The organism is Sporofaciens sp. St.21A7, from assembly GCF_059728535.1.
This window is the reverse complement of sequence record NZ_BAAGFN010000001.1, coordinates 727,464-738,901: the sequence shown is the minus strand read 5'-3', so window position 1 is coordinate 738,901 and position 11,438 is coordinate 727,464. Positions and strand designations below refer to the sequence as shown.

Annotated in this window: 10 protein-coding genes and 1 pseudogene; 2 read left to right on the top strand and 9 right to left on the bottom strand. The window is 46.1% G+C overall.

Annotated elements, in window-relative coordinates; genetic code table 11:
• Positions 1 to 18: 18 nt before the first annotated feature.
• From AC6I3O_RS03515 to AC6I3O_RS03480, 8 genes are all read right to left on the bottom strand, one after another.
• Positions 19 to 750 carry a hypothetical protein gene (locus tag AC6I3O_RS03515; protein ID WP_497849742.1) on the bottom strand — a complete coding sequence of 244 codons (732 nt, stop codon included), beginning with the start codon at positions 748 to 750 and terminating at the stop codon, positions 19 to 21.
• Positions 737 to 2,176, bottom strand: a complete 1,440-nt coding sequence (locus AC6I3O_RS03510) for an AAA family ATPase (protein ID WP_497849741.1) — start codon at positions 2,174 to 2,176, stop codon at positions 737 to 739. The genes AC6I3O_RS03515 and AC6I3O_RS03510 overlap by 14 nt, the downstream gene beginning before the upstream one ends.
• Positions 2,177 to 2,206: 30 nt before the next feature.
• Entirely contained in the window at positions 2,207 to 3,523 is a 1,317-nt protein-coding gene (locus AC6I3O_RS03505) for a hypothetical protein (protein ID WP_497849740.1), read from the bottom strand.
• Between the two features lie 56 nt (positions 3,524 to 3,579).
• Positions 3,580 to 4,917 (bottom strand): amidohydrolase, encoded by a 1,338-nt coding sequence (locus tag AC6I3O_RS03500; RefSeq protein ID WP_497849739.1) that lies wholly within the window; start codon positions 4,915 to 4,917, stop codon positions 3,580 to 3,582.
• Between the two features lie 10 nt (positions 4,918 to 4,927).
• A complete protein-coding gene (locus tag AC6I3O_RS03495) occupies positions 4,928 to 6,037 on the bottom strand; it encodes a M20/M25/M40 family metallo-hydrolase (protein ID WP_497849738.1) in 1,110 nt (369 codons plus the stop codon).
• 12 nt (positions 6,038 to 6,049) lie between these two features.
• A complete protein-coding gene (locus AC6I3O_RS03490) occupies positions 6,050 to 6,739 on the bottom strand; it encodes a hypothetical protein (RefSeq protein ID WP_497849737.1) in 690 nt (229 codons plus the stop codon).
• Between the two features lie 18 nt (positions 6,740 to 6,757).
• Complete coding sequence (locus tag AC6I3O_RS03485; RefSeq protein WP_497849736.1) at positions 6,758 to 7,492, bottom strand: DUF5058 family protein; 735 nt, start codon at positions 7,490 to 7,492, stop codon at positions 6,758 to 6,760.
• Positions 7,493 to 7,626: 134 nt separating this feature from the next.
• Complete coding sequence (locus AC6I3O_RS03480) at positions 7,627 to 7,881, bottom strand: hypothetical protein (RefSeq protein ID WP_497849735.1); 255 nt, start codon at positions 7,879 to 7,881, stop codon at positions 7,627 to 7,629.
• 48 nt (positions 7,882 to 7,929) lie between these two features.
• Here AC6I3O_RS03480 and AC6I3O_RS03475 point away from each other — a divergent pair, with 48 nt between their 5' ends.
• Positions 7,930 to 8,553 carry a GNAT family N-acetyltransferase gene (locus AC6I3O_RS03475; RefSeq protein ID WP_497849734.1) on the top strand — a complete coding sequence of 208 codons (624 nt, stop codon included), beginning with the start codon at positions 7,930 to 7,932 and terminating at the stop codon, positions 8,551 to 8,553.
• Between the two features lie 82 nt (positions 8,554 to 8,635).
• On the top strand, positions 8,636 to 10,318 hold the full coding sequence (locus tag AC6I3O_RS03470; RefSeq protein WP_497849733.1) for an AAA family ATPase: 1,683 nt from the start codon (positions 8,636 to 8,638) through the stop codon (positions 10,316 to 10,318).
• A 394-nt stretch (positions 10,319 to 10,712) separates the two neighbouring features.
• On the opposite strand, the pseudogene AC6I3O_RS03465 reads toward AC6I3O_RS03470, so the two are convergent.
• Positions 10,713 to 11,372: pseudogene (locus AC6I3O_RS03465) on the bottom strand (sensor histidine kinase); the annotation flags it as partial.
• Between the last annotated feature and the right edge of the window lie 66 nt (positions 11,373 to 11,438).

The window sequence follows — 11,438 nt, the reverse complement described above, 5'->3', positions numbered from 1 at the left end:
ATTCCGTCAGCCCCATTTCTATACAACCGTAACCTTGATAGAAGCCTCATATTCCGCTTGGGATACTTTTTCCAAAAGAACAACCTTCAAATCATAAATCCTTCCGCAAAGCATCACCCGCTTTTCTGAAAAATCCCGGATACGCTTTACTTCATTCCGATATGGCCAAAGACTATTTTTCAGCTTAATTTCTACTAATTCACGAGTGGAATCCGTTTCCTTTTCAAACAAATCTTCCAACATATCTGCCGCAGCAGCAAATTTCCTGTCCTCAAATCTCTTAGTGACAATGCCGATAGTTTCATCCTCAGAAAAACAGTCGTCTTTGTAGTATATCAAAAAACTATTTTTATGTAATATTTCCGCATGAATCTGCCCGGCAAAATCCCGCACCTCTTTAATGACGGTCAACAAAGCGTTATCCTTCAGCAAATTATCGCTAAATGCAGAAATATTACTTTTTACATCAAAAATAAAAGTCACTATTTTCTTCTCATTTTCATCGACAGCACATGCCAGAATGTCCGCTGCCTTACACCCCTCTTTTAGAGTCACAGGATTCCTGTATTCATAGGCAAAGATACCATATTGCCCGAGATGAAGGCTATAGACCAAGTCTACCCGTTCACAACTATCATTATCTCCATGTCTCTCCTCAACCGGAATAACGGTATCTTTGCTGATTTTATATAATACATTTTTCTGATAGGATTTTTTCTTGTCATATTCTTTAAGGTTAAGTTTGAGCATTCTGCAATATTTCTCCTATTTCTAAAGCCTCATTGTATAGATGCATGGCAGATTCTGTAAATAAATCAAATTGAAAACCAGTTTTGCTGTCTCCTGGTATTTCTTTGACGATACTTTTTCCATTGGGCTGACTCACAAATTCATATACAAATAATTTATCAGGAGACATTAAATCTTCTTTTTCCAGCCCCATTTTTTCCAAGACATCCTTCTCCTTATTCTGTTTGACGTAATTCGATAACAGATACAGATTATTTACTTTCGAGACAAATGTATCGCTGTGCGTACTCAAAATTAACTTTAAGCCTCTATTGCTTAATCGGTTTAAAAATCTCACAAGCTCCAATTGTTTTTGTGGATGCAGGCTTGCCTCAATCTCATCAATGATAAACCCGTTATACATGCCGGCGCTTGATAACGCCAGCACAAAAGGAGCAATTTCGTTAACCATGGAAGACGCCATGTACATAGGGACGCTCACATGGTCTGTTTTTGAATCGTACGAAAAACCATTCTGTTTATTTGCAGTTATATGCCCCTCTATCAATTTCTCTTCAAAAAATTCGATTTCCTCTTCATAATCCTGTACTCCGACAATCCATTCGGAATATGTCTGCAAAAACCTCAAATACTGATAAATCGGCTGGGTCAATTCGCCATAATAATCTTTCATGGCAACAGGCTTATTTCTATTCACCTGATAGGAGAATAATTGATCTGCTTTGTTTGCAAAAAATTCCTTGAACAGCAACATGATTCCCGTCCTTGACGCTGGGAAATACAAACTCTGATACTCTAAAACATCTCTCAATAATAATTTAACCTTACTTATCTTTTGACTGTATTTAGAAAACATACTAATAGAAATCACTTCTCCGTTTTTGCTTGTTATGCTGTACTTTATCAGAGTTCCCCCAATGCTGAAAACATCCTTGTATGCCTCTGTATTTTTTAGATTTTCTTCTATAAATAAATCTAAGTCATCATGTTTCCCGATTATATTATTTATATTATCAAATAATATAATTTCATAGCTTTCGTTTTCTTCTAACTCAATGTCAACATATAATTTTCCTACAGGAACATCTCTTCCAAATACTTCTTTCACAATCTGCTCTTTCTTTTCATCCAATTTCACATTGAGATATTCTGTAAACGAAAGAATATTATCCTGTGAAAGAATATATTGGGTACATCCCTCGTTCGCGCCGGTCACAGAATTAGAACCCCTATTCTCTCCACACTTCAAAATCTGCAGCCCTTCCTCATCGGTCAGATTCGCCATCCTCTCATTCACGCCCTGCACAAGCTGCATCAAATATGTTTTCCCACTGCTGTTCGGTCCGACCAGAATCGTATAACTGTTGATACAGACTTTCGCCCTTTCAATTTTTGCAAAATTCTCTACTCCTAAAAAAATAAGCATCATCCATCTCCTTAACCCAAAAAGCTCCCCTTACTGAAACAAAATCTCAATCAACGCCTTCGGCCTCCCCCCCGAAACCGCCATCTCCTTTGCATGCAGCTTCCCATACCCGGAATCCATGATTTTATTCATAATCCTCCTTGCGCTCCTCACCGTCACTTCCAGGCATTCTGCAAGCTCATGGGCGTCAAAAATATAACTTTTCCTCGCCTCCGCGATGGCAATCACCTTGAGCACCGAATGTTCGCTAAGCCCCGTCTTCGCCGCAATCTCCCGAATCTTCGGGTCTGAGGAAATCAATTCATACCGAAGCTGCCGCTCCGTATCAAGAGGCCCTAAAAGCACATCCTTTTCATCTACCAGAAAAAGCTCCTGCTTCTTCCTCCTGACCGACTGCTCCAGGGCTTTTCTCGCGTTCATCTCCGCCTTATAAACGGTAAGCCCCATGCCAATCCCCACATCCAGCTCAATCCCCGTCTTCTTCACCATCTGCTGGAGCTTCTGTATCCTGCCGTAATTCTGCACATTCTCAATCACGCCCGCATTGGAGAACACCACATATTCCCGTTTCCCAAAAGGAAATATGGTTCCCTGTATACTCTGCACGTACCGCACGATTTCCTTCTCGATCTCCGCCTTCTCTATCATCGAAGCATAGTAATTCTCCACATGGCACTCATAATTCGTAAGCTTCAGCGCTTCTACCGCAATCCGGGAATACTCTGCCTGTGTAAGCGCATACTTGCTCTTCAAACGTTCCAGCGCCCGCCGCACCGTCTCCCGGGTTCCCTGCAGATAAATCGCCTGATATCCCTGTTCAATCAGCGTATTATACACCCACACAAAGGAAGTCAGCGCAACGTTCGTCTTCCCCTCCTCCTGTAAGCGGATATGCCAGTCCACATATTCCTGCTCGTCCACTCCTGGCTGCATGGAACAGGAATAAATATTCCTCGCCAAAATCTGGACGGCATCCAGCAAGTCCGTAATCACCTGGTTCTCCACCACGTCGATACTGAACGCGTCAAGCTCCATATCCTGCTTCTGCATCGTAAGGAACGCCCCCGCTACACTGACGCTGGACCTCTCCACCGAAGTATAGGGCTTCTTAATCTCATAAGAGCCTGTCACAAAATCCTCTACCGCACAGCCGGTAAACAGAATCGCGTCACACTCTCCCTCGCAGGCTTCAATGACTTCCCCGCAGTGGCTTACACGTTCTCTTATATAACAAGAAACCTCCAGCTCATTGTCAATCTGCTGCAGGCTTTCCTTCACACTTTTACAGGATGATTCCGGACCAATTACGCCAATCTTCATAATCTTACCTTTTCTAAGCTTAACCATAAAATTTACCTATACAGCCGGGACCGTATCGTCAAATACTGCCCCGGCTGCTCCTATTATATCGCAGAACCATCAAATAATTCAACTACTGAATGCTCTTTCATATACTTTAAATACGTCTCTTTTGTAAACTTGGGCCGGTACGCTTCCATAATCTCCTTCGCCTTCCCTGCATCCCCATATAACAGGTCGATTACGGTAAGGGCAAGCATCTTCGCAGGCAGCACGTACGCCCTGTCATAATCTTCGATTTTAAAATCCTTGGAGTGAAGCCCTCCCGAAATGCCGGACGCCCATATATGCATACATGGCATGAGCTGGCACATATCCCCTAAATCCGTAGAGCCGGCCGTCTCGTAATGCTCCACAAAGGAATCCTCGTCCGCGCCGCCGTATGCAACCATATTCTCCCGGTACAGCCCGGACAGCGCAGAATCCGTAGAAAGGGGCATGTATCCAATCTGGTCGCGAATCTCTACTTTCCCGCCTACCGCCAGCGCGCCTGCCTTTAACGCCCTTCCCACTTTGCGGCTTGCGTCCTCCATCGCATCCACAGACGCCGCCCGCACCATAATCTGCATCGTCGCCACAGAAGGCACCACATTTACCAAATCTCCGCCGCTTGTGATAATGGCGCTGACTCGCACCTTGTCTTCTTCCCGGAAGGTCTCCCGCAAAGCATTGATATTATTCAGGGCAAGCTGCGCCATGTTAAGGGCATTAATCCCCTCATGGGGCGCAATCCCTGCGTGAGCGCTCCTGCCGATGAACTTTACGCCCTTCGACATAAATCCGTTGGTATCCGTATCCACGGTACAGCATTTCCTGCCGCCCTCAACCTCCATCATGTGGCATTGCAGAATCATGTCCACATTGTCCATGCCGCCTCTCAGGAGATATTCCTGCTTTCCTCCGTAGAACTGGATTTTCCCCTCTTCGATTAGTTTGTCCCGGTAATCCAAATCTACACATTCTTCCGCCGGAATCGCGATAAATTCCACCGTCCCGCAAAGTTCCTCAAGAATCCCCGACTCTGTCAGGCCCGCTGCACACCCGTACAGGTTGGCAAGCTGTACGTGATGTCCGCAGGCGTGCATATTTCCGTTTGCCGCACAATCCTTATGCTCCGGGCATACCACGCTGTCAAGCTCTCCCATGACTGCCACCGCCGGTCCCTTCCCGCCTGAAACCCTTGCCTTGCAGCCGGTGTAGGCTATAGGTGAAACCGTCTCAAGCCCCAAGGAGGCAAACGCCTCCTTCATCTGCTTTGTCGTCTCAAATTCCTTATAGCCAAGCTCCGGGTTCCGGTAGATTTTCTCACCGAGCCTGATAATCTCCTCCTTCCGTTTCTCGATTGCTTCGATACATCTGCGCTTTAATTCTTCTTTTTCCATCTGTATTCTCCTAGTCCCCTGACATCATCCGTCTGATTACTCTGGCTGCCTTCCACACCTCGTCCATGTCAAGAGATTCCTGAACCGTATGCACATCCCTCATGCCAAGCCCAAGAATGACGCTGCGGTATCCATGCCCCGCAAGCACGTTGGCGTCGCTGCCGCCGCCGATGACCATAAGCTCAGGCTCTATCCCCTCTTTCTCCATCGCCTCTTTGGTCAGGCGCACAAGCTCACAGTCCACGTCAACAGACAGGGAAGGATACGCCAATTCATGCTCAAACTGGTATGACGCGCCCATTTCCTCTGTGGCTTCTTTCAGGCATTTTTCCATGTGCGCCACTTCCTCGCCCAGCTTCTCCATACTGTGGGAACGGATTTCCGCCGTAAACGTCACTTCGTCGGTCACAACATTCGTTGCCCCGCCCCCTTCCATCCTTCCGATATTAGAGGTGGTCTGTGCGTCAATCCTTCCGATATGCATCTGCGCAATCGCCTTTGCCGCAGCACAGATTGCATTCACGCCCTTTTCCGGCTCAATTCCTGCATGAGCCTTCTTCCCCCGTACCGTAACCTCAACGGCTTCCATCGCAGGGGCTTTATAGGCAATGACGCCCGTATTGCCCGTCGCGTCGGCAATGACCAAATCCTTACAGGGCAGGATGCTCAAATCCATGTGCTTCGTGCCTTGCATACTGATTTCTTCGGAACAGGTGAACACAAGATAAATATCTCTGTGCTCCCCGCCGCTCTCAAGAATATCCTCCAACGCCTCTAAGATAGCGGCAATGCCGGACTTGTCGTCCCCTCCGAGAGTCGTCGTGCCGTCTGTGCGGATGATATTTGCGTCAATCACCGCCTTTACGTCCCGGCATGGCTCAATCTGGTCCATGTGGGCGGCAAATCCCAGCGGAATCCCCTCTTTTGTCCCCGGAATATGGGCGACAATATTTCTTCCGTTGCCGCCGTATCCTTCCCCGGCGTTGTCCGACTGAAATGAAATCCCCCGCTTGGTAAGATAGGCTTCTATAAAATCCGCCATCTCTTTTTCTCCCTTTGAAGGGCTGTAAATCTGAATCATCTCAAGAAATAAATTCTGCATTCTCTCTCTGGATAACATAACTTCACCCTCCTAATCCTGTAATTCTTTCTTGTAAATCAGGCTTCCCGCGAAAATAGAGCCGAACACTGCCACGAGAATCACCACATAGGACGGAGTTCCCGGGAAGAAGGACAGGAAATTATTTTTCAGCAGCCAGTTCATCCCGAAGGCAATCACTACCGCCACTCCCGCAAGCTTGGGACGTGCGATTGCAAACTGTCCGAATACCGCGCCGTAAAGCGCCGGGAGCAGGAAGTTAAGCGCCGCTTTTAACCCTTCCGGCATGGCAGAGATAATGACGTTACCTCCAATCGCTCCCACCGTCAATATGGCAATATTTACCAGAATCGACACTGCGATACCGATTGTGGAAATGACAGAACCCTTATCGGTGCCCATCTGAACGCCTGCTGCCTCCTGGGCTACGGATGAACATGGAACACGCATATTCGACGTATTTCCGGACAGGAAAGTAAGGTACGTTCCCGGGATTCCAAGAATCGGAAAATAGGAAATAGGCTCCACCACATAGAACGCACCGCTTACGCTAATCTGGGAAATGGTTCCTGCAATGATGGCGGAAACCGGCGGCATATGCCCGAATACAAAGGAAATGACCAATGCCGGCAAGAAGCTGGTAAGGATGCCTAAAAGCAACGTTAATTTTCCCCATTTAATAATGCTGGGAATATAAGTTTCTGAATAATATTGTTTGTTCATTTTCTTTCTCCTCCTTCGTTATGCCGCCATACTCCACAGATATCCGATAAACATCCCGGAAAACATGGAAATTGCAAACGCCCACTCTCTCAGCCAGTTGACCTTCTTATCCTTCGCAAGCTTGGACAGTATCATCATCAGGATGCATCCTACCACAGTCGCGATTGCCGGAGCGCCGCCGAATGCAAAATTCCCCTCTGCAGAAAAGAAATTTCCTGAAGCCAGGTTTGCGAACGCACCCAGCATTGCCCCTGCGGAAATAATCGGGACCATCTTCGCATTTCCCTTGGACATCAAGTGATTCACCTTATGCATCTTGTCCGTAAAGAGCAGGGTGAAAATCAGCCATCCAAGAGAGCCGCAAATCATGACCCATACGCCGCAGGCAAACGCTACCGGATCCAGATTCTCAAGGGTCGTCCCCATTGCCTGTGCGCCGAAGCCCGCCGCCATCGCCTCATAGTTCACAGAACCTATGAAAGACAGTCTCATCCATGATATCGGCGCACCCATGGAAACGATAAGGGAAATCATGGTAACAAGAATCACAATCGCCGGCCCGATGGAGGCAATGGCGCTGCTCTTAATCGCTATGTTGACCTGTTCCTTGGGAATCTCCAGTTCTTTTGCCGCCTTTAATGATTTTCTGAAAAATACGACCGACTGAATCACTACCACGCCAACGGCTACTGCTGCTGCAAGCCACATGAGGGGGCTGTTTGCCAACTCTAAATAATTTGTACTTTCCTTCATTTTTCTCTCTCTCCTTCCACAGACTTTAAGACGCGTCCTTAATATGTCCGTTAGTGAAAGTATACATTATGGATATATATTTTGTCAATTCTTTATCAAAAATGGACAACAAAAATTATGCACAATTTTTTCTCTTAAAAACTGTGCATAATTTCCACTGTAAGATATCTGATTCCTACAAGGGAGGAACCGAAATTTTCCGGAAATTCTTTATATTCCTCCATATCGTCCTCATAGGGAATATCCATCCACATATCGTAAAATTCTCCCATCCACCAGTCGGCAAATACAGGCTCCCAGGGTACGGTAATCTCCGTATAATTCAGCGGGTTGATTTCTTTAAGGAGCGTAAATAAATTTTTAAAATTTAATGCTGATTGTGCAAGCAACTATGATATAATCACTACCGTAATACAGCTATAAGTCGGAGGTATATTATGGAAAACATTGAAAATCCGTTTGTGAATGAGGGCACCAAAGAATCCCTCATGGAGCTCGCCGATGCCAACATGAAAACGACGGCCGAAAAGGAAGGCAAAGAGGCAGATACTCTCGAAGTCCCCGAGGGAGACGAAACGGTTGTCTGGGAAGCCAAAGGAGAAACGTACAGGATACGTCTGGGTGAGATCACCCAGGAGAACTGGTTGGAGGCGGTCCGGCTGGAGCTGGGAGAAGGACAGTCGGCCTTTGTGGCCGAACCTCTGGGCATTTTGGCGCGGGGGTATGTCTACCGGGACTGCCGGGCGCGGGTATGGACGGTAGAGGAAGAAGGACGTATCGTGGGCCTGGCGTTAGTCCGGGAGTTTGACGACGAACCTTTGGGCTATGAGCTCCAGCAGCTACTCATCGACCGACGGGAACAAGGCAGGGGCGTGGGGTTTGCGGCCCTGACTCTGGTGCTGGACCGCCTTCGGGCCGAAAGCCGCTGGCCAACTGTGGAGGTGTGCGTCAAAAAGACGGACGCGCCGGCCCTGCGGGTCTACGAAAAGGCGGGCTTCGCGGACTCAGGGTATATAGATCCTGCGGTCCCCGACGCCCTCAATTTAGTCTATACGCTGTAAGCGGCAAATAACATCCTGCTGCGGCATGATTGAAATTACACAAAAAGAATGATAAAATACAAAAAAATGCCGGAGGTACATTATGTCAAAAACAGTGGGAATCGGACATCAAGACTTTGAACAAATCATTACAACGAATAACTTCTATATTGATAAGACCTCATTCATCAAAGAATGGTGGGAAAATAACGATACCGTAACCCTGATAACCCGCCCCAGACGTTTTGGTAAGACACTGAACCTGAATATGCTGGAATATTTTTTCTCTGTCAGCCATTGCAAAAGAAGTGATTTATTTCAAGGTCTGTCTATCTGGAAGGAAGAAAAATACCGGAATTTGCAGGGAACCTATCCTGTAATCTTTTTAAGCCTCGCCAGCGTAAAAGCAGCCTCTTTCCCAGACGCGCGAAAAAGTATTTGTCAAATCATAAAAAATCTGTATAACAGATACGATTTTCTATTAGAAAGCGATTGTTTAAATGAAGATGAAAAAGAAAAGTATCATAATGTATCTGTTGATATGGAAAACCATCTGGCATCCTATTCCCTGAACGTATTATCTGATTACCTGATGCGTTATTATGGAAAAAAAGTAATCATCCTGCTGGATGAATACGATACCCCTATGCAGGAAGCATTCGTTTATGGCTACTGGAATGAACTGGTTCCCTTTATACGCAGCCTGCTTAACTCTACATTTAAGACAAATCCTTTCCTTGAAAGAGCCCTCATGACCGGAATCACCAGAGTCAGTAAAGAGTCCATTTTTTCTGACCTGAATAATATAGAGGTTGTAACCACAACCTCGGAAAAATACGAAACCTCTTTTGGTTTCACTCAGGAAGAAGTCTGGAACGCATTAAAGGAATATGATCTGTTTGAAGAGCGGGGACATGTACAAACATGGTATGATGGCTTTACCTTCGGAAGAATTACAGACATTTACAATCCATGGTCCATTATAAATTATTTAGATAAAAGAAAATTCTCTCCTTATTGGGCGAATACCAGCAGCAATAGCCTGATCGGAAAACTGATTCGTGAAGGAAGCCCGGATACTAAAATGGTTATGGAGGATCTGCTTTCCGGCAAGCCGCTTCTGACACAGATTGATGAACAGATTGTATTCAACCATCTGGGACGCAAAGAAAGCGCAGTGTGGAGCCTGCTGCTTGCCAGCGGCTATCTGCGTGTAAAACAGCTACGGACGGACAAAAGGGGACGGACGATTTATGAGCTTGTTTTAACTAACCGAGAAGTCTCGCTTATGTTTGAGCGAATGGTAGAGGATTGGTTTTCCGATTTTACACCAGCCTATAACAACTTCCTCAAAGCGCTTTTAGCAGATGACAAAAAGGCGATGAATTTGTATATGAACCGGGTTGCCCTCACCACCTTTAGTTACTTTGATACCGGGAAACAGCCGTCAGAGACAACCGAACCTGAACGCTTTTACCATGGTTTTGTTCTTGGTTTGATTGTGGACCTTGCCGGACGGTACGTGATTACTTCCAACCGCGAAAGCGGACTCGGAAGATATGACGTAGTCCTTGAGCCCCTTTCAGACACAGACAACGCTATTATTCTGGAATTTAAAGTCCATGACCCGGACGAAGAAGATACGCTTAATGATACGGTGCAAGAAGCCTTAAATCAGATTGAAGACAGAAAATATTCTGCTTCACTGGAAGCAAAAGGAATCCCGCAGGATCGAATTCGGAAGTATGGATTTGCATTTGAAGGGAAAACGGTCTTAATCGGATAAATCTCTCTTTTTATACATAATAACTGAGGAAACACACCATACATCAAAAAATCCCAAAGTTGCCGCCTTTTCCCTGACACTCTCCTTTGTATCCCTTGACAGATACACCACGATCATTTCGGCCTGCCAAGATATCGTCAGGGAAAGCGGCGTTCAAAATGGCCTGCTGCCGCCGTCTTATGCCATTCCACCAGGCAGATACAGCCCGATACCAATCCCATTCTGACTGTGAACCTCCGGCTCTCTGTAAAAGCGGGAAAATATCTCCGCCTGCCTCTCCCGGGCGCTCTTTCTATTATATCTAACCTCTATGACTGTTGCAAGCATTATACCACTTCACCCGAAAGCAAGCATGCCCTTCCTCCGTATTTTCTGCTAAAATCTGTCCATTCTCCCGTTCCAGCACAGCCTTCGCCAATGCCAGTCCAATCCCAACATTATCTCCCGCCGCACCTTCCCCGCGATAAAACCGTTCAAATAAATGTGGAATATCTTTTGCCGCAAATCCTCTTCCCCCATCCACAATCCGCAGTTCCGTATAAATCGGATTTTGGCTGTATGACACCATAATTCTGCCTCCATCCAGCGTATGCTCCACACAGTTTTTCAAAATATTCAACAATGCCTCTTCCGTCCATTGCCGGTCTGCAAATATAAAACACTCTTCGTCCGCCACTTCTTTCGTCTCTTTCTCATAACCCAAAGCTTCTATAGCAAGGGTAATCCTATGTTCCCCCATCATTTCCATAAGCGGTTCTGATACGGATTCCATAAGCTCTGACAACCTCAGTTTCTCCTTACAAAACACAATTCCATGTGAGTCCAGCTTTGCCAATGCCAAAAGCCCTGCCACCAGACTTTTTAACCGCTCAATCTGGCTGGATAACCGATTGTAATACTCCTTTGTCTCAACTGTCTGGTACTCCTCCAAAAGTTCCGTCATCAACGACATAGAAGTCAAAGGAGTCTTTAACTGATGAGCAATATCTGCAATCCTCTCTGCCAGGATTTCATGGTTCTTCACAGCGGCTTCTTTCGTACTGCGCAATTCCATTACAGTTTTATACATCTCATCTTCCAGATGTGAGAAATTATCTTCCGTACGGCACAGAACTACTCC